This window comes from Deinococcus hopiensis KR-140 (genome assembly GCF_900176165.1).
GTDB classification, from domain to species: domain Bacteria; phylum Deinococcota; class Deinococci; order Deinococcales; family Deinococcaceae; genus Deinococcus; species Deinococcus hopiensis.
Window position 1 is genome coordinate 161,687 of record NZ_FWWU01000003.1, and the last position, 16,890, is coordinate 178,576.

The following is a 16,890-nucleotide window of genomic DNA, read 5'->3' on the forward strand; positions in this document are numbered from 1 at the left end:
AGGGGGAAGTCGAGAAGGTCAGACGCCAGCTGGAGCGCCCCTCGTCCTGACCTTTCGGGAGAAGGGGAGAGCCCAGCGGTTGGCCGCTCCAGGTAGAGCGCGTCCTGGAGCTGCAATGCTTTTTCCTGCCCCTCCAGATTGCCACAACGACGTAGGAAAATAAATATCTTTCCTAGATCAGAAGGAGAAAGATTTTTTCTCATACGGGGCAGAGTTCGCTTTTTGTGTTCCTGCTCTGCGAACGAGAAGAACGGGTGGCGGGGACACCTGTTTCGCCCCTCTCCGCGCGAAGCCTGTTCAAGTGTGGCGGGGGAGCGGAGTTCACCCCGCCGGGGTTTTTCCCGTTGCTCCCCTACTCCGGCGCCTCGGCCGTCACGCCGCCAAACTGGCTGCGGAAGAGTTCAGCGTAAAAGCCCTCCCGCGCGAGCAAGGCCCCGTGGGTGCCCTGTTCCACCACCTCGCCGCCGTTCATAACCAGGATCAGGTCGGCGTCGCGGATGTTGGACAGGCGGTGGGCGATCACGAAGCCGGTGCGGCCCCGCCTCAGCGCGGTGCTTGCCTGGCGAAGCTGCAGCTCCGTGCGGGTGTCAACGCTGGAGGTCGCCTCGTCCAGCAGCACGGCCGGATCAGCCAGGATGGCGCGCGATGGTAATAAGCTTGCCCCTGCGAAATGTTCGTGGCTTCCTCGTTCAGCACCGCGTCGTAGCCCCGGGGCAGCGTGCGGATAAAGTGGTCCGCGTGCGCCGCCTGCGCGGCCGACACGATCTGCTCTTCGGTGGCGCCCTCGCGCCCGTAGGCGATGTTGTCGCGAATGGTGCCGCTGAAGAGCCAGGTGTCTTGCCGCACCAGCCCCAACGAGCGCCGCCACTCGCCGCGCGGAAGGGCGCGGGCGTCCACCCGTCCAGCAGGATGCGCCCGGAATCCACCTCGTAAAAGCGCAGAGGAAGATCACCGCACCCAGCGCCGCTTGACGGGAGTGGAAGTAGGCGAGCAGGCGGCGCAGCGTGCCCCGCGCGTCCCGGGCCTTTTGCACGGGCATCCCGAAGCCTGCCAGCGGGCGGACGCCGCTGCGGAGCGCTCATGCGGTCTCCTTTTTCGCCTCGGGCATCTCGGAGGCGGCGATCTCGCGGTATACGGGGCTTGGCTTCCCCGCAGCAACTCCTCGTGCCGTCCCAGCCCCACCACCCGGCCCTCGTCGAGCACCACGGTGCACGCTTACACGGGTGAAGGTCAGCCGTACGGGCCACTGCCAGGTCCAGGATCGCCAGCACCCTGCGGCTACACCCTTACCGCCGCTTTCTGCGCTTGATCTATTTTTTGTACGATAAACCTTGTTATCATCTAAGCCATGACCAACAGGGGAGACCCCATCACTTCCTCCCAGTCCCTCGACCTCCGCCGCACCCACCTGCTGGACCAGGCCAGCGCCTGGGTCTCCCTCCACGAAAGCGAACTCCGCCGCCGCGCGATGGAAGCCGCGAGAGACAAGAACGCGGAAGTCCTGTGGGACCTCACGGCCGCGTACCTCACCACCCTCGGCCAGGTGGGCATCACCCTCAGCCCGCACACCCTGCGCTCGTACCGCACGGGTGTGCGGCAATTTCTCACGCACGCGGAGGAACGCGCCTGGAACCTCCTGAGGCCCAGGCGCAACGACGCCGCGTTTTGGATTGCGAGTCTGACAGCCAACACAGATGCGCCGCAGAAAAAAGCCGCGTCAACGGTACGCTCCCGCGTCGCGGCCGCCAACGCCCTGTACGCCGCGCTGCGTTGGGCCGGAGCCACGGAGGCGCATCCGTTCGAGGACGTGAAGCAGCCGCGGGACCGCACGGACGCGATCAGCAAACGGCCACCCTACCGCGAGACGACCGTTCACCGTGCCCTGGCGGCCGCAGAACGTGAGAACCGGACAGACTTGCGCGTCTTGATCCTCCTGACCGCTCACGCTGGACTGCGCATTGAGGAAGCCCTGACGCTGACCTGGAAGGATATTGACGCGGTGAACCGCCGGATCACGGTGAGGGGCAAAGGCGACAAACGGCGCATTGTCGGCATGTCGGGAACGCTGGAGGACGCGCTGCGAGCGCATGCAGGGCAAGGCAAGGATGGCCGGCTCTTTACCTTCCGGTACCGTTCGGGGGCGGTCTATCACCTGCGGCGGTTGATGGAGGCGGAGGGGCTGACGTGGGCGGGATTTCATGCGTACCGGAAGTTCAACGGGACCCTGCTCTATAAGCGAACGCGTGATTTTGCGCGGGTGGCGCGGCATTTGGGGCATTCGAACGTGAATACGACGCGGGCATATGTGGAAGTGCCTGCCGATGACCTCGCCTCCGAACTCGCAGACCTTTGAGGTGTGGGAGGGTGCAGAAGAGGTCCGATTCCAGGTCATCTTCGCTGTGTCAAAAGCGGTCAATGGCCAACAAAATGAGTAAAGTATGAGGCTCTAGGAACGTCAGGAAGGGGCCTCCAGCAGAGTTTGAGGGATAAGGACGGGGGTCTCGCTTCGGAAGGACGTTCACCTTCGCTTGCACGAACTCCACGTCCAGTCCGGCAAAGGCTACGAGGAACGCCGCATCTCCCTTCCAGCATGCTTGGCTCGTCCACCGCGCGCCATAACCAATGTTTGACACCTGCCACAGGCACGCACACCTCGTCGAGATACCACCGGGAACCCCGGCGCCAGGATTCCCAGTGACGCAGTTCCTCGGTGAGCAGGGGAGCGAATTTGATATTCCACTGCCACTGCCTTCTCATGGCTGGCCTGAATGCCCTGCTCGAACAACAATTCCTGCACGTCCTGCTGGCTGAGGGGGAAGCGGTGGTACAGCCATAGGGCGTAGCCGATGATGCTCAAGGGGAAACGGTGGCGGTACGGCTTCCGGTCAGACACAGCTCACCACCCTACTCGCCTTAACTTGCCAGAACCGCTGTGCGACAGCGCACTGGGCCTTGACGTCAGGGACTGGCGTGTATTCCTGGACGCGCGTTAAAAGAGGCGGTCCGTGGGATCTGGGCGGGGAGTGCTTGGGGATCTGGCTGCAGCATCACGAGCTTGTACGGCGAGCTGGTCCGCGCCTTCATTCTCCGGATGTCCCGCATGACCCTGCACCCACTCAAACGTAAGCGTGTGCGGTTGGGCGGCCAGGAGGAGGGCTTGCCAGAGGTCCGGGTTTTTGACGTTCTTCCAGTTCTTGCGCTGCCAGTTGCTCAGCCAGTCTTTCTCGAACGCGTCGGTGCCGTACTTGGAATCACTCACGACGTGGACTTGGCAGGGGCGTTTGAGGGCGCGCAAGCCTCCGAGGAGGGCGGTGAGTTCCATGCGGTTGTTGGTGGTCTGCGCTTCGCTGCCGGAGAGTTCCTTCTGATGTTCACCTAGGGTGAGGATGCAGGCCCAGCCTCCGGGGCCGGGATTCCCGGAGCAAGCACCGTCGGTGACGAGGCGAACAGAAGGGCGGTCTTGAGTCATGGAGCCATTGTGGGAGAAAAGAGAAAAGGATTTTTTATCTTGACCCCATCGCGAGTAGCTGTTTGTGCGTCCAGGAGGGAGTGTGCGGCTCGCTTTGTGTCTCTTCGTATCGTATAATTACGCCATTAGCAGAAAAAGGGGTAATAAAAATGGCAAAGACAAACACCCGCAGCATCGGCATCGACCGCTTCCAGGCCCTCCTCGCCACCGCCGCCATCACCGCAGACGTCCAGACCATCACCGCTCAGCCCGACACCAACGACGTGGACGCCCAACTCACGCACCTGCTGCGTCAGGCACAGGACCGCTGGGGTTTCGGACTGCACCACCTGCAGCACACGGCGCGCTGGACTGGGCAGACGATTGAACTGCTCGCGGACGGCCGTGTCGCCGCTGATTTGAATGCTGACCCGGCCCGCATCGCTTCTGCCTACGCGAGTATGAGCGCCCCTGACGAGAACGGCCTCAGCTCCTGGCCTGTTCTCGGTGAAGGCCACCGAACCGCAATCAAAAGCCCGGCTCAACTGCGTGTGCTGATCGAGGACGCCCGGGAGTTCGAGACGCTCTGGACCCCTGAGAAAAACAGCCTCACCTACCGCGTCTGGCGCACCCAGACCATTGAAGGTGAGCAACTCGCCGTCGAGTACGCCCGTCCCACCAGCGCCGCGGAACTCCTCGCTGACGCGGCCTGGGACGTCATCACCCGGATCAAGGACCGCAGCCTGCAGCGCGACCTGATGAAGCGCAGCGAGGACGGGGGCATCCTTCAGGCGTTCCTGAGTGCTCGGCACAAGAATGCCGCCACGAACCTCGCGACCCTGGCTGAAGCGCACTTCACGGTACAGGGCAACGTCGGCCGCCTCACGGGCAGTGCTGCGCGTGACTTTGATGCGTTCCGTGCCCTGCAGCGCGCCACGGCTGAGGAACTCCTCGCGCTGCACGAAGGTGCAGTGAAGAAGGTGGCGTCCACCTTGCACGGCGAACTGAAGTAAGGCTGGCGTTGCCGCGCCCCTGGCCCATGACAGTGACGGCGGGCATACCACTGTCGGGCAGCGCTTGGGTTCAGGTGGCGCGGCCTGCCGCCGGCGACCGGCCGCAACTGGACGGGGTGAATGTGCCCGTCGAAGCGTATCTCCCTCACCGCTTTTCTCGCCCGGCCGCACTGTTCAAACCCGGCGCGCACACCCTGGACCTCCAGGTCCTCGATGCGGCCGGGCGACCCATGATTCGGGTCTACAGCAGCTTTACAGTGACACCCCACGGATAAGAGAACGCTGGACGCGCGCGTGTTGAAGTGCAGGACCCCTCACAGCTTCCCTTCAGCGTCGGTGCCAATGCCGGGGTACGCTGTACCAAAACAGCTCAGATACCCAATACGGGATGGGGGCGGTAAAGCTCCTCCAGCGCCGACAGGTCTTCCGAATTCAGCTTCACATGAAGGGCAGCAACTGCGTCTTCCAGATGAGGCATCTTGCTCGCCCCGATGATGGGTGCCGTGACCCCCGGCTGATGCAGCAACCAGGCCGTTGCCACCTGTGCGGGCGTCGTCTCCAGACGTGCGGCCACCTCCGCCACCCGCGCCTGGACGGCGTAGTCGTCCTCGGTGCGGTAGAGCGCCTCTCCAAACTTGTCGCTGCGCGCCCGGGTGGTCTGCGGCTCGCCCGCCTTGCGGTTACCCGTCAGAAAACCGCGCGCCAGCGGACTCCAGGGAATGACGCCCACCCCATCCTCACGGCACAGCGGCAGCATTTCGCGCTCCTCCTCACGGTAGACGAGGTTGTAGTGGTTTTGCATGCTCACGAAGCGGGTGAGTCCATGCAGATCGGCCACATGCTGCATCTTGGCGAACTGGTAGGCCAGCATGCTGCTCGCCCCAATGTACCGAACGGCTCCCATCCGGACGAGGTCATGCAGCGCTGTCATGGTTTCTAGAATGGGCGTTTCGGGATCGAAACGGTGAATCTGGTACAGGTCAATGTAGTCGGTTCCCAGCCGCTTCAGACTCGACTGCACGGCGTCCATGATGTGCTTGCGCGAGAGGCCCGCGTCGTTGGGACCGGGACCCATCCGGTTAAAGACTTTGGTGGCGACAACCACCTGATCGCGCCGCGTGTACTCGGCCAGCGCCCGACCCAGGATTTCTTCGCTCGCCCCGAGCGAGTACATGTCCGCCGTGTCAAAGAAATTGATGCCGAGTTCAAGGGCGCGTGCAATGAACGGGCGGCTCTGGTCTTCGGAGAGTACCCAGTCGCGCCAGTTGGGGTCACCATAGGTCATGGTGCCCAGAGCGATGCGCGAGACTTTCAATCCACTGTGACCGAGACGCACGTAATCCATGGATGCACCTTACCCCCTGCGCGCAGGCTGGGGACTGCGTGGGGGTGCCGGCCGTGTCAGGAGCACTCTCCGCGCGTCATGGTTGCTCATTCGCTCTCCTGAAGTGGGACAACGCCCGCTCCTGCATACTGCTGTCCTCACTGAAGCGGGGGCAGATACCTCAGGCTCCAACTGGAAGTCAGGCGTTGACGTTCTGCCGCCCATTCCAGGGCCAGCCAGAGGACGCCCAGGATTAAACCTGTTCTGAAGCACCTCACAGGGCCGCGAGCATGGTCATGGTGGCCAGGTACAGGGTGACCGCTATGAAAGGTGATCTCCTCAAATAAATTCTTGCCGAAGGAACTCGAATAATATAGCCTTCTTGTGGTACACATCCCTGATATGTGCGGGATGCCGCTCTCATTTGTATCATCGGTACTCAATAGAGAGGGGAATAATGCGTAAAAGTACCAAATAAAATAGGGAAAATAGTAATAAAGAATAAGGCTTTGAAGATGCGACTAAATTTGAGATTGTAACCATTCAGCATGAAACTGTTTTGGTGTTGAGTAGTCTTCGCAATCACTCAACACAATTTCTGATTTCGTATTGAGTGGTTGCCTGAACTTCACGAAGACCACTCCAGTTGATCGGGAAGAACTCCCGAGCTCCAAGCCCTCTTTATTTTTACGGAAGCCCTCAGAAATCTATGTCCGGCTTCATCTCCGGGCAAAGGCTGAGATAAGTAAGTTTCGCCACTCAATTTGTTTAGCATCAGAGTTCCACTTCTATCGCTGGATTCTATGAAGCTGGAGAAGCTATACAATGCTTCTAATTTGTCCTCCGAGATTTTTGCAATAGTTACATGAAATCCCATAATGCCTCTACTCTACTTGGCTGCGGGCAGTCCCTTCAACGAGGACACGCGACCATTGCTGCGGCAGTGGGTCCGGCTCAGCGCACGAGGACGTTCGTCGCCCCAGGAATTCCTGGGGGCCGGTTTTTTTGACACTAACAACTGCTGCTTACTGGTGTAGTGGAAAAAGTAAAATTCGTAAAGCTGAAACTGGTTGTCTGCCCGTTTCGAGGTGCTGCCCCTTGGAAGAGCCACAGGTTCATGTGCAAAGGCATACTTTCTGCCGAAATAAAATCGGCTGCGGACAAACCTGCGCCCTTATTCACGGTGGTCGTGGTGAGCGCTCCCGAACCGATGCGAACGTCCGTCCGTAAGATCAGACTGCCCGCGTTGTTCACTGCTGAAAACTTCACGCACCGAAACCGGTTGCTCAGGGCTGTGGTATGCCCGTGAAAGCCCTCAATCATCACGGATGTCGCGGTCCGAGTCATACGGTGCGTCGTGTACGTACCGCTTAAGCTCTGAGCATACTCATAGTGGAACGACTGCTTGTCTCCCGTCAGGGTGTTTTGACCCATGACAGTTCCAGGATAAACAGTGTAGTTGATTGGACCCCGCCCCGGCACGCCCCACCGAGCAAACTCAATATCCTGTTCCTTGAAGCCGTCCGCACTCCTGGCCCCAACGGGTGGAACGGTCGAGTAAGGGAACAGTCCTAACACAACGTTTGGATCAATGGTGGTGAAGTCCCCAATCATGTTCCAGGTATAGGTACCGACACCCAGTGACTGCTGCGTTGTGAGTTCAGCGCTGCGCCACTGGCCTCCGGGATTGGAGAGGCTCAAGCGCATTGTCCCCGTGCTGGAATCCACACAAACGTTATTCGGATCAAAGATATTCGGTCCAGGCCCGACGAGTCCCCCTGTCGAGTTCCGGACCGTCCAGGTATACCCGGACCAGTTGACTGTGGCCTGCCCACAACTGAGGGCTTGCGGGTGGAGTCGTGCGGTGGGCGCATCTCGTGTAAGAGAAGGTTGCCCACAACCCGCCAGCAAGAGCCCCGAGAGGGTGAGCCACGGCCAGCATCGGCCCCACGTTGGGAGGGTCTTTGGGTAAGTCCTGGCTTGCTCGAATCCACCTGCTTCCATGATTCCTCACCTTACCGCATCCCTCGAAGGCGCGCCGGGGCGACTGGAAAGGCACTTGTGTTGCTCCAGCGGCGCTTGAGGATGTGTGGATTTTGGGCGGCGAGAAGCGTGCGGGTGCTGTAGACGCTCTGGCGTTCAAGACTCAGCACAAGTGGACTGGCCCAGTTTCCCGTGATGGACGTGTCGACGGTCGCCAAGATGTTTCCCTGAGGATCGAGGCGCCGTACATCACACTGAGGAAGACCTGCTCTTTGGGAGCAGCGCCACCTCAGCGCCCGGATGAAGGACGAGGTCGATCCGCTGCGGCAGTTGGGTGTCCGAGCGGCCTATTTGGACTCCACGCTCTCCCCTTCCGTCCCACTGGGATTATCCCGTGCATCTGCCCTTAGCGTTGTGGCAGCGGCTCTAGCGCTCTCGTCACGTCAAGGGCACGGCAAACTCGCAGCGCGGATGGTGGGGCTGAGCGGCCGCATACATGCCCGGCTGGGAAAACAAGTCGTCATCTGTTCGCCGATTTAACTTGAGCGGTTCGCGCGCGCTGCAGGGCTTGCTGGGGAGTCGGTACGCGGCAGAATTTGCTGCAGGGAGCCACATAGAACTCCACGAACTGCTTCCCGACCTTCAGGCCTGGCTGGAAGTGGGACAGGCGAAGGCGAAACCTCGCCTCTCAGGAACAGTGCTGAGTGCACGCGAGCACGAGGTGTTGCAGTGCCTCATTCAAGGGGCCTCGGACAAATGCATTGCCCAGATCCGCTCGCCCAGTACCGTCAGCCAACTCGTTGCGAACATGCTCGGCAAGCTTGGCTTGGACTGCGTCATGGTGTCGAACTGGCCCGTTGGGCGTCAGAACAAGGCGAGGAAGCCGAAAGAGAACTGGATACGACGCTCTCGTCATTGCTGCACCGAGGGGGCCAACACGTACTTAATTCTGCCAGGGTGCCAGGACTGACGGCGCGCACCCTGGGTCCTCGCAGCTAAGGTGTGTTTCAAGCCCCGGGACGGTCTTCCACGAAGACAGGAACGGCGGCGACAGTCGACCATCGACTGGAGTGTCTTCCGCGCAGTGCACAGCAAAAGCCCGTTTCACTTTGCGTCTTCCTCACGCACAGGAGCGCAGGGACAGGCCAGGCCTGTCCAGGAGAACCCATCATGACGAACTCAACCCGTTTGATCCGTGCTTCACAGTTCGTGCTGACCAGCTTTGTCCTGCTGGGCAACATCGGCCATGCCCGTCCATATGACGCTCCTGATGACCAACCGACGGCCAGGACGGGACAGAACCTCACGGGCGCCGAGTGTCAGCAGCACCTGCAGGCTCTGGAGCAACGGCTTCAGCAAGCCGGGTACCGGGCAGTGTCCACTCGGGTGGCGCAGGACGGTACGCTGATCGCTCGCTGGTACAACGCTGAACTCAAGATGACGGCCGTGGCCTTTATGGGGCAGAAGGCCAAGGGAAATACATTCTCGACAAGTGAGTATGCGGGTTTGATCCCCTGGAGTGACCTCCTCGGAAATCAGTGAAGGACAGTCTGTGGCCTTCAGGCTGCGTCTCTTACCGATATTCAGCTCCACCTTCTGATCTCCCAGCGGATAACCTCGACTTCCCGTGCATAGCGGGCTATAATGCTCAACATCAAAGGCGGCCTCCGGGTCGCCTTCTTCTTTGCTCTAAGCTCCGTTAGGACAGAGAAAATCCACAGCTAAAATGAATGCACCAAGCCCTAGGAATGGAGCTCAACGGCCGTGTTGGTGCGTCCTAGAGCAGTGAGGTAGGAGATCAGTGGCAGCGCTGACTCCTTCGCTGAGAGGTACAGACTTATGCTGGGAGCAGTGAAGACACCCAGTCCCCTACTCCCTGCGCCGCTGCTTATTGCCTGCATTGGCGTCTCCTCAGGGGGAGCAATCCAGGGTGTGCCTGGCCATCAGGCAAGTCACTCAACCATTCAGCAGGTAACCCTGCGTCCGGGTGCGCAGGTGGGAACGTTGCTAGGCGCGCGCCTCACTGCGCCGCTGGCGTCCTGAATCAGTCCGGCAGGTCAGCGTGTGGATCCGGCAGATCCCATCCCAGGGCCTTCCTGTACCTCTGAGTTTCGGCAGCAATGCCACGCTGGCTTCCGCCGTGTATGCGGTGCGCTCAAGCAGTGTGGTCTCCACCAGGGACGCCACCCGTTTTGTGATCCGCATCCCAGTGGGGCCGGGAGATCTACGGAAATTGGTCCCCTTGCGCCTGGTGCGCTCTGAGAACATCACTCTCGACACAGCTCCAGGCTTCCAGGAGAGAAGTTCTCCTGCGGCCGCTTGGACTAATGATTCTCTGGCACGCCGGGGAGTGGGTTTCGTAGAGTTCGACGCGGCGACACTAGATCCAGTATCCGAGCAGCTGTTCGTTGTGGTACGCTTTGATTGATCTGTAGGAGAGTCAACCTAAGTACATCGCATCTGGCATGGTGACTACTCACCACGATGATCCGCTTCGTGGTGAGTACAGGTCATCCGGAAATCCGACGGAGCAGGATGAGGATGCAGGCGAGCTGGACGAAGCCCAGGAAGTTCTGGGCTTTGCGCTCATCTCGTGTCCGAACACGCCTAAAGGATTGCAGCCAATAAGGTCGTGCGTTCCACCTTCCAGCGTCGCTTGTAACGACGCAGTGGTCGTCCATCCTGCGTCTTTTTCTTCCGGTTCTTGCGATTCGGCGCGGGTCATCTCGATCCCCAGGGCAGCAAATTCAGCATCCAGAGGATCACTGTCATACGCCTTATCCCCGATGAGTCGTTTGGGGAAGTCCATGCCACAAGAGGCTTCCAGGGTGTCGTGCACCAGGGTCACTTCGGCAGGACTCGCACTTTCAGTATGAACAGCGAGCGGTATACCGCTCGCGTCCACCATGATCATGATCTTGGTGCCTTTGCCTTTCTTCGTGGGACCGACATCAGCGCCCCCTTTTTCGCGGCACTGAAGGTACCGTCGATAAAAGCTTCGCGGAGATCAAGCAGCGCTTGATCCTCCAATAATTCGTATAAACGGCCCAATACATTGGGAAACACGCCACGTTCATTTAAACGGCCCAATACATTGGGAAACACGCCACGTTCATTCCATTCTTGAAAGCGCTCAAAACACGTGGACTTCGGAGGGTAATCGGGGCGAGGAAGTTCTGCCCACTGCGCTCCTGTTCTTAGCACCCACAACATGTCTTCAAGCAGTTCTTTATCTCCCCGACGCGGACGGCCGCTTCGGGTTTTCTTTTCGGGTGGAGCTCAGTACCTGACAGGTTGATGTAAATGTCGTCTAGGACGTAGAAAAGCCAGAAAAAGGGCGGCAAATGGAGGTGTGATCCGTCCCAGTGCCGCCCTTTCGCATGTTGACACGTTCGCCGCGTACCTCAAAGAACGCCTCCCGCATCACCGTTCCGACACCCTCCGTCGCCTGACGGAGGTCCTGTTCGGCATCCTTCAGGCCGAGTCCACGCTGCACCGTAAGATCGCCGTTCATATCCACCGTGACGCGACGCCGAGCTCCATTCTCCGCCTAGTCGCTCGGACGTTCCACGAAACGGACCTCACGCCGCAGGACGTCACGGACGTCCTGCTTCCACTGCTCCCGACGGGCAAGCTCACCTTCGTTCTGGACCGCACGAACTGGAAGTTGGGTCAGCGCGACCTCAATCTCCTGGTGCTAGGCGTTGCCCTCGGGGATGTGGTCCTCCCCCTCATGTGGAAGGTGTTGCCGCACGGCGGTAACAGTGACATGCGGGTCCGGATGCTCCTGGTCGGTCTGCTTCTGAAGCGTCTTCCCGCTCGACGTTGGGCGGTCCTGATCGCCGACCGGGAGTTCGTCGGGCAGGAGTGGTTCAGTTTTTTGCGAGCGAGGCAGATCAAGCGATGTATCCGTATCCGGGAAAACACTGTATTGGACGAAGATCCTGCACGCCACTACTTCCAGAATCTCAAGCCGGGAGAGGTTCGTGAACTGCTCGAACGGGTCTGGGTGTACGGCAGTTGGATGCGCGTAGTGGCGACGCTCTCCCCACAGGGAGAGCGCCTCCTCGTCGCCTCGGATTTGTCCCTCTGGAACACACTGACGACCTATCGTTTGAGGTGGGGCATCGAATGTGCGTTCTCAGCCATGAAAACTCGGGGTTTGAACCTCGAGCAGACCCACATGACCCAGCCAGATCGCCTCTCCCGCCTCTTTGGGCTGCTCAGCTTGGCACTGGCCTGGATGGTCCGCGTTGGGGCATGGCGGGCGGGGCAGCAGCCTATATCTACCAAGAAGCATGCTCGCCCGGCGATCAGCCGGGCGAGCTACGGGCGGGAACTCCTGTGCCCTGCCCTTCGGTGGGGAAAAACCACGTTCTACACGTACCTTGACCTGCTTAAGTCCCCTTTTCCCGCTCCTGAACGGCAAAAAACCTAACATGTCAGGTACTGAGCGGGTGGAGGTAACAAGGGAGCGAGGATGGACCATTGCTCGTCTGTCAGTCGCACCTTTTTAGCGTGCCACACGGTCCTCAGCCAAAACAGTGACCTATTTCCGGATGACCTGTAGTAGGTTTTTTTCATACACAATACCCATCTCATGACACCAAGCTATAAAATCAGTATCATTTGAAGAAAACAAACCTTGTAAGTCCAGAACTTCAGATACTTGAAATCTATCATCTACCGTTACGCTAGATTCAATCCAAGTTGGCCCTTTCGAATCCATGAATAAGCATAAGTTTCGATCATGCACTTGGTACGCACCATACTCTTCTGGTGGATACACAGTGTAATCACCAGGATACAAAGTCCTAATCTCATCAAGACTTGTTGCTCTGTGAACCCTACAATCGTTTGTCAAGAAGTCCGATAGTTTTAGCTTCATTCCTCACTCCATTCTATCTCCCAGAAATTATTGAGTCGTGCCCTTCGAGATATGCCGCCTTCCCAACCGAGAGGGTGGGCTGTGTGCTGTGCCGGTACGGCCACAGCTCCCCTCTCGGCTCTTATTGATCTCGGCTGAAGTTTAGGACGGAAGGTAGCTGTGGAGGAGGCGAGCAGGGAGTCGGACATACCGGACGCGCGCCCATCTAACCTTGAGGCGCGCCTTCAATTCCTTCAGTGTCCGTGCACAGAAGTTCCCCAGGACGTTGCGCTTGACATAGGCCCACACCAGTTCAATGGGATTGAGTTCCGGAGCGTACGGCGGGAGATATTGCAGAGACAGCCGTGCTTCACCTGTTGCGAAGGCCGTGACGGCCTTCGATTTGTGGATGCCGGCGTTGTCGAGGACGACCATGACCTCTCCTGGAACGTGCGTCAACACGTGCTGCAGGAAGCGAATCACGTCCGGACTCTTGAACGCGCCGTGTTGCGTGTGTTGCAGGAACTGGCCGGCAGTGGTGAGTGCACCGATAGTCGACACCTTGTCCCAGCTGGCTTTGCCATACACCACGGGCGTGTGGCCGCGCAGCGCCCAGGTGTGCTTCACCGTGCCTTTCAGGCTGAACCCCACCTCATCCAGGAAGACCAGGGTCGCTCCCGCCGTTACTTTTTTTTGATCTCGGGCAGGACGGTCTGAATCCAGGTGGCCACCGCTTCGGGATTCTGTTCCAGCGCGCGTTGATCGGGCTTCTGGCGGGAGAAGCCCAACTGGTGCAGGATTCTCCGCACGTGGTCGCGATGATGCCAGATGTCGAAGTGACGACCGATGACCTCCCGGACGCGCGGGGTCGTCCAGCTCGCGTCGGGGAAGCCATGCACCTGTGCGCCTTCGTTGAGCAGTCGCTTCAGGGTCTCTCGCTGCTCTCCGGAGAGTGCTGGCACTCTCCCCGTGGTGATGGTGGCCTGCAGTGCACCTGGACCCTGGTGCCGCAGGAGGTGCCTCCAGGTGCGCAGAGTACTCATGGAGACACCCAGAAGCTCCGCGAGTTCCTTGCTGCTGTATTGCCCAGTTTCGAGCAGCTTGAGGAAGTGCAGTCGACGTTCTTCAAGTTGAGCTCGCGTCAGGCGCGAGGGCAGCCAACGGTCCGTCATCCACCCATTCTAACGTCCGCAACTTCAGCCGGTATCAATAACCGCTTGACGACCAACACAATTGCTGAGTAGTCACCTATAAAGGTAAGCTATGCGGTGGCAATTTGCCATCTTTTCGAGTCAATATGGTGGCAGGAGGGTGTATGCCGACCAAAGCCTTGTCCCGTGTTCAAGCCCTGATTCAAGGCGTCCTCGAAGAGCGCGCCGCCCGTGGTCTGGGGAATGAACTCCCCGAAACCAAAGTGACCCTGCGATTGAATGCCGCCGACGCCTTCTGGCTTTCTCAACTCGCCGAGTTGATGGACGCCAGCCGCACCCGTGCCGCCTCGCAACTGCTGTCCGCCGCTGTCCGCGACGCGGCCCACGCTGCCGGGCTTCCTACCGAAGGGGAGGCGTTCAAGACTCAATTGAAAGCCTTCCTCGACGCCGAACTCCCTCAGGAGACCCCGCCGATTCACGATAACTGACCTCAGGAGGTTCCATGCTCTACTCCGCGCCCGACCTGATTTTCTTTCCTAACCTCCCCTGGCCTGGACCAGGTTTGCCGCTGTATCGGAAAGGTCCGGGATGAACCACGCCAACCCCATTGACCTACCCATCCTGATCGTCTCGGCCCTGCTGCTGCTGGGCCTACTCGCCAGCAAAGTCGGTGGTCGTCTCGGGGTCCCTGGACTGGTGCTGTTCCTCGTCATCGGAATGCTGGCGGGCAGTGAGGGTCCCGGCGGGATTGAATTCGAGAACTACGGCCTCACCCAAGCGGTGGGCATCATCACCCTCGCCTTCATCTTGTACTCCGGGGGGCTGGAGACGAACTGGAAGCACACCCGCCCCGCCCTACGCGGCGGCCTGGCCCTTGCTACCCTGGGCGTGCTGCTTACCACTTCGCTGGTCGCCGCCGTAGCCCACGTGTTGCTCGATCTGCCCTGGCTGACAAGCTTCCTGTTGGGGGCGGTGGTCTCCAGCACGGACGCCAGCGCAGTCTTCTCGGTGCTCAAGGAGCGCGCTTTGGGCCTGAAGGGCCAGATCAAGCCCCTGTTGGAGTTCGAGTCCGGCGTAAACGACCCAATGGCGATCTTCCTCGTCATCGGGCTCACGTCCCTGATCGGGCATCCGGAGACTCCGTGGTCGGAGATGCTGCTGCTGTTCGTCAAACAGATGCTGTTGGGAGCCGCCTTCGGAGCGGGCCTGGGCTGGTTGGCGGTGCGGAGCTTCAACCGGATTGATCTCCCCTCCGAGGGGCTCTACACCGTCCTGTCCGTCGCGTTGGTCGGCCTGGTTTATGCCGTGACGGCGCTGGTGGGCGGCAGCGGCTTTCTGGCGGTGTACATCGCGGGTGTGGTCCTCGGGAACAGTACTTTCGTTCACAAGCGCTCCCTGCGCCACTGGCATGAGGGACTCACCTACCTGCTGGAGATCGGGATGTTCCTGCTCCTGGGGCTGCTGGTCTTTCCTTCCCAAGTGGTGGGGATCGCCGGTCCGGCCCTCTTGATTTCGCTGTTCCTGATGTTCGTGGCCCGCCCGGTCGCGGTCTTCGTGAGCCTGGCTCTGACCCGGATGCCGGTCCAGCACCGGGGCATGGTCGCCTGGGTAGGGCTGCGTGGCGCGGTCCCGATCATCCTGGCAACCTTTCCGCTGTTGGAGCATCTGCCAGGCTCGCAGACGATCTTCAACGTGGCGTTCTTCATCATGTTGACCAGCCTGTTGATTCAGGGCACCACCCTGCCGTCGGTCGCGCGCTGGCTGAGGGTGGAGGAGCAGGCTTCCGGCCCAAACACCCAGCGCCTGCTGTTCACGCCGACCGGGGCGGGTAAGAACGACTTGGTGGAGGTGGTGGTGCCGCCACAGTCCCGGGTGGTGGGTCAGCGCATTGTCGACTTGCGCTTTCCGGCCGAAGCGCTGATCCTGCTAATCCACCGGGCAGGGGAGTACATCGTGCCGAATGGCTCGACGATCATCCAGGCGGGAGATGAACTGCAAGTGCTGGGGAGTCGCGAATTCTTCGATGAGGTCCGGTCCCGAATTGAACAGCAGGGCGCTCAATCTGCCTGATGGACTCCCTGGGCCTGATGACTCCCGGCTGCATCTCAGCCCGGAGTATCTTTTTCTACGGGTGTACATTAGACCTCTTGCGAAAGTCCTGGGCTAAGGTGGGAGTGTGGAGCGAGACCGTCTGACACGCACGCCAGGGATGAGTCGCAAGCAATTTCGTTGACGCACCGGGGTCTACCCGGAGACCTTAGCCGAGATGGAAGAGGTGCTGACGCGACGCGCAGGAAGGAAGAAGTCTGGCCGCCACGCTGAATGCGGCGTGGCGGAACAACTGCTGCTGACGCTGGAGTTATGGCGCGAGTACCGGACCTTCGCGCACTCGGGTGACGACTGGGGCGTGCATGAGACCACCGTGCGATGCACGGTGGAACGCGTGGGCGAGTCACCTGGACCACACGCACCTGGACGGGACACTTTAAGGCTGGCAGATCACCATGCCTTGGGCAGCTCGGAGTGTGACTTCACAGCTGCGGGTATTGTCATCCGACTTCAAAGTGGCCGGAGTATCGTCGGGAACCCGAGCAATCAGCCCATTGCCCTGGTCGTCGAGAATAGATTAGATCGGCGACACGCAGCCTCCCATAAGCTGCAGGTTCACCAAGTTTCCAGAAGAACTGCACGTGGGGGGTCCCCTTTCAGCTCGGAATGCACCACCAGCCGCGTCCAAGACCAGGGAATGAGTGCAGAAGTCACGCTTGACCCAGCCACGGGGTTTTCAAAACTCTCACCTTTCCTGCCCAATATTTGGACACATCAGTATCAACAACGGTCCGTCCAGGCATGGTGCTACAAGGACGTCATGGATACCTCTTGGCGAACGACCCGTGTGGAAACAGGGCAAGTGCGCATGTCGTACAGCACCACCAACTGGGGCAGTCTGACGTTGCGCGTGGGTTCGAGCGAAGGCGTCGAGGCTACGACGCTCCAGCAGTGGCGGGAACAGACAGGAGCGGAGGTCACTGAAACCTATCCCCTCAGCATGCGCTGAGTCCCTGTCCTGGAAAGGCAAGAGCAGCGTGTTTGTGTCTGGATAC

The 16,890-nt window shown here is 59.9% G+C and carries 16 protein-coding genes and 3 pseudogenes; 10 read left to right on the forward strand and 9 right to left on the reverse strand.

What is annotated here, in order from left to right; translation table 11 throughout:
• Positions 1-352: 352 nt before the first annotated feature.
• Entirely contained in the window at positions 353-523 is a 171-nt protein-coding gene (locus tag B9A95_RS34420; protein WP_212648228.1) for a hypothetical protein, read from the reverse strand.
• Between the two features lie 20 nt (positions 524-543).
• Positions 544-897: a hypothetical protein gene (locus tag B9A95_RS34425; RefSeq protein ID WP_084045396.1), complete on the reverse strand. Its 354-nt coding sequence runs from the start codon at positions 895-897 to the stop codon at positions 544-546.
• Between the two features lie 451 nt (positions 898-1,348).
• On the opposite strand from B9A95_RS34425, the gene B9A95_RS02565 reads away from it, so the two are divergent.
• Positions 1,349-2,353, forward strand: coding sequence for a tyrosine-type recombinase/integrase (locus tag B9A95_RS02565; RefSeq protein WP_245808084.1), 1,005 nt, complete (start codon positions 1,349-1,351; stop codon positions 2,351-2,353).
• Positions 2,354-2,598: 245 nt separating this feature from the next.
• Here B9A95_RS02565 and B9A95_RS02570 read toward each other — a convergent pair.
• Together B9A95_RS02570 and rnhA are read right to left on the reverse strand one after the other, a co-directional pair.
• A pseudogene (locus B9A95_RS02570) lies at positions 2,599-2,893 on the reverse strand (IS6 family transposase); the annotation flags it as partial.
• A gap of 96 nt (positions 2,894-2,989) precedes the next feature.
• Positions 2,990-3,469, reverse strand: a complete 480-nt coding sequence (gene rnhA / locus B9A95_RS02575) for a ribonuclease HI (RefSeq protein ID WP_084045397.1) — start codon at positions 3,467-3,469, stop codon at positions 2,990-2,992.
• Between the two features lie 149 nt (positions 3,470-3,618).
• Here rnhA and B9A95_RS02580 point away from each other — a divergent pair, with 149 nt between their 5' ends.
• Positions 3,619-4,461 carry a hypothetical protein gene (locus tag B9A95_RS02580; RefSeq protein ID WP_084045398.1) on the forward strand — a complete coding sequence of 281 codons (843 nt, stop codon included), beginning with the start codon at positions 3,619-3,621 and terminating at the stop codon, positions 4,459-4,461.
• 26 nt (positions 4,462-4,487) lie between these two features.
• Positions 4,488-4,736 carry a hypothetical protein gene (locus tag B9A95_RS02585; RefSeq protein WP_084045399.1) on the forward strand — a complete coding sequence of 83 codons (249 nt, stop codon included), beginning with the start codon at positions 4,488-4,490 and terminating at the stop codon, positions 4,734-4,736.
• 95 nt (positions 4,737-4,831) lie between these two features.
• Here B9A95_RS02585 and B9A95_RS02590 read toward each other — a convergent pair whose 3' ends face one another.
• The 3 genes from B9A95_RS02590 to B9A95_RS31480 all read right to left on the reverse strand — a co-directional run bounded on the left by B9A95_RS02590 (position 4,832) and on the right by B9A95_RS31480 (position 7,986).
• On the reverse strand, positions 4,832-5,806 hold the full coding sequence (locus tag B9A95_RS02590; protein WP_084045400.1) for an aldo/keto reductase: 975 nt from the start codon (positions 5,804-5,806) through the stop codon (positions 4,832-4,834).
• 990 nt (positions 5,807-6,796) lie between these two features.
• A complete protein-coding gene (locus B9A95_RS31475) occupies positions 6,797-7,486 on the reverse strand; it encodes a hypothetical protein (protein ID WP_139806408.1) in 690 nt (229 codons plus the stop codon).
• Positions 7,487-7,800: 314 nt separating this feature from the next.
• Entirely contained in the window at positions 7,801-7,986 is a 186-nt protein-coding gene (locus B9A95_RS31480; RefSeq protein ID WP_139806409.1) for a hypothetical protein, read from the reverse strand.
• 278 nt (positions 7,987-8,264) lie between these two features.
• Between B9A95_RS31480 and B9A95_RS02595 the strand changes: the two genes are divergently transcribed.
• Both B9A95_RS02595 and B9A95_RS02600 read left to right on the forward strand, forming a co-directional pair.
• The gene (locus B9A95_RS02595; protein WP_084045401.1) at positions 8,265-8,738 is read left to right on the forward strand and encodes a response regulator transcription factor; all 474 of its coding nucleotides are present in this window, start codon (positions 8,265-8,267) and stop codon (positions 8,736-8,738) included.
• Between the two features lie 200 nt (positions 8,739-8,938).
• Positions 8,939-9,310: a hypothetical protein gene (locus tag B9A95_RS02600; RefSeq protein ID WP_084045402.1), complete on the forward strand. Its 372-nt coding sequence runs from the start codon at positions 8,939-8,941 to the stop codon at positions 9,308-9,310.
• 968 nt (positions 9,311-10,278) lie between these two features.
• On the opposite strand, the pseudogene B9A95_RS02605 reads toward B9A95_RS02600, so the two are convergent.
• Positions 10,279-11,041: pseudogene (locus tag B9A95_RS02605) on the reverse strand (IS5 family transposase); the annotation flags it as partial.
• A gap of 79 nt (positions 11,042-11,120) precedes the next feature.
• Between B9A95_RS02605 and B9A95_RS02610 the strand changes: the two are divergent.
• A complete protein-coding gene (locus tag B9A95_RS02610) occupies positions 11,121-12,206 on the forward strand; it encodes an IS4 family transposase (RefSeq protein ID WP_425429904.1) in 1,086 nt (361 codons plus the stop codon).
• Positions 12,207-12,797: 591 nt separating this feature from the next.
• Here the strand turns inward: B9A95_RS02610 and B9A95_RS34430 are convergent.
• Positions 12,798-13,807, reverse strand: a protein-coding gene (locus B9A95_RS34430) for an IS630 family transposase (RefSeq protein WP_425429905.1) whose coding sequence is annotated in 2 segments (ribosomal slippage) — positions 12,798-13,333 and positions 13,333-13,807 — 1,011 coding nt in all. Because the reading frame shifts where the segments join, the coding sequence is not laid out codon by codon here.
• 143 nt (positions 13,808-13,950) lie between these two features.
• On the opposite strand from B9A95_RS34430, the gene B9A95_RS02620 reads away from it, so the two are divergent.
• The 4 genes and pseudogenes from B9A95_RS02620 to B9A95_RS33145 all read left to right on the forward strand — a co-directional run bounded on the left by B9A95_RS02620 (position 13,951) and on the right by B9A95_RS33145 (position 16,844).
• Positions 13,951-14,274 carry a hypothetical protein gene (locus B9A95_RS02620; protein ID WP_245808105.1) on the forward strand — a complete coding sequence of 108 codons (324 nt, stop codon included), beginning with the start codon at positions 13,951-13,953 and terminating at the stop codon, positions 14,272-14,274.
• A gap of 100 nt (positions 14,275-14,374) precedes the next feature.
• Positions 14,375-15,856, forward strand: coding sequence for a potassium/proton antiporter (locus B9A95_RS02625; protein ID WP_084045403.1), 1,482 nt, complete (start codon positions 14,375-14,377; stop codon positions 15,854-15,856).
• 196 nt (positions 15,857-16,052) lie between these two features.
• Positions 16,053-16,220: pseudogene (locus B9A95_RS36720) on the forward strand (transposase family protein); the annotation flags it as partial.
• Between the two features lie 435 nt (positions 16,221-16,655).
• Positions 16,656-16,844: a hypothetical protein gene (locus B9A95_RS33145; protein ID WP_170928379.1), complete on the forward strand. Its 189-nt coding sequence runs from the start codon at positions 16,656-16,658 to the stop codon at positions 16,842-16,844.
• Positions 16,845-16,890: the final 46 nt, after the last annotated feature.

What these genes read in the sequence shown, in the direction of transcription:
- B9A95_RS02585 (WP_084045399.1), top strand. Translation starts at nt 4,488, where the DNA reads ATGACAGTGACGGCGGGCATACCACTGTCGGGCAGCGCTTGGGTTCAG.
- B9A95_RS02580 (WP_084045398.1), top strand. Translation starts at nt 3,619, where the DNA reads ATGGCAAAGACAAACACCCGCAGCATCGGCATCGACCGCTTCCAGGCC.
- B9A95_RS02600 (WP_084045402.1), top strand. Translation starts at nt 8,939, where the DNA reads ATGACGAACTCAACCCGTTTGATCCGTGCTTCACAGTTCGTGCTGACC.
- B9A95_RS02565 (WP_245808084.1), top strand. Translation starts at nt 1,349, where the DNA reads ATGACCAACAGGGGAGACCCCATCACTTCCTCCCAGTCCCTCGACCTC.
- B9A95_RS02620 (WP_245808105.1), top strand. Translation starts at nt 13,951, where the DNA reads ATGCCGACCAAAGCCTTGTCCCGTGTTCAAGCCCTGATTCAAGGCGTC.
- B9A95_RS02595 (WP_084045401.1), top strand. Translation starts at nt 8,265, where the DNA reads ATGCCCGGCTGGGAAAACAAGTCGTCATCTGTTCGCCGATTTAACTTG.
- rnhA (WP_084045397.1), bottom strand. Translation starts at nt 3,469, where the DNA reads ATGACTCAAGACCGCCCTTCTGTTCGCCTCGTCACCGACGGTGCTTGC.
- B9A95_RS33145 (WP_170928379.1), top strand. Translation starts at nt 16,656, where the DNA reads ATGGATACCTCTTGGCGAACGACCCGTGTGGAAACAGGGCAAGTGCGC.
- B9A95_RS02590 (WP_084045400.1), bottom strand. Translation starts at nt 5,806, where the DNA reads ATGGATTACGTGCGTCTCGGTCACAGTGGATTGAAAGTCTCGCGCATC.
- B9A95_RS02625 (WP_084045403.1), top strand. Translation starts at nt 14,375, where the DNA reads ATGAACCACGCCAACCCCATTGACCTACCCATCCTGATCGTCTCGGCC.